Here is a 439-nt window from a genome sequence, read left to right on the forward strand (position 1 = left end):
ATATAGGGCAGATCGGGATTGCCCCACAGAAAGCCGATGGTGACGATGGTTCCCTCGATCAGGCCGAAGTGGAAACCGGTCTGATCCGGCCCGGCGAAAGGCTTCGCCAGCCGCATCGGGCAGCTTTGCAGGCCAGGAACACGCCTGTCGCGGTCTGAATGGATATGGACGATGTAGTCGCCCTGTCTGCCCAGATACGGGTCGCGCCAGCCGCCCGACGAGGCAACCGTGCCGGTGATGACGCCGTGAATCCTGGGCCACGTCTCTTCCTTCAGCGGCAGCCGGTACTGGCGGTCGGACGGAATCGCGTCGAACTTCACGTGATACGGTTCGCTGCGCGCGGCCCGGCACGTCGTGCGCACCACGAGCAGCCCGTGTTTCGCGTCCGGGAGTGTGTGGTTCGAGAGCTTGAGCACACTGCCGGGCGTCAGGTCCAGCA

Annotated in this window: 1 pseudogene; it reads right to left on the bottom strand. The window is 64.5% G+C overall.

The annotated features are described in order from the left end of the window. Positions 1-439 (bottom strand): annotated as a pseudogene (locus M3149_RS22805) (type VI secretion system Vgr family protein); the annotation flags it as partial.

It is taken from the genome of Hydrogenophaga intermedia, from assembly GCF_023715105.1.
In the GTDB taxonomy this organism is placed as follows: Bacteria; Pseudomonadota; Gammaproteobacteria; order Burkholderiales; family Burkholderiaceae_C; genus Hydrogenophaga; species Hydrogenophaga intermedia_A.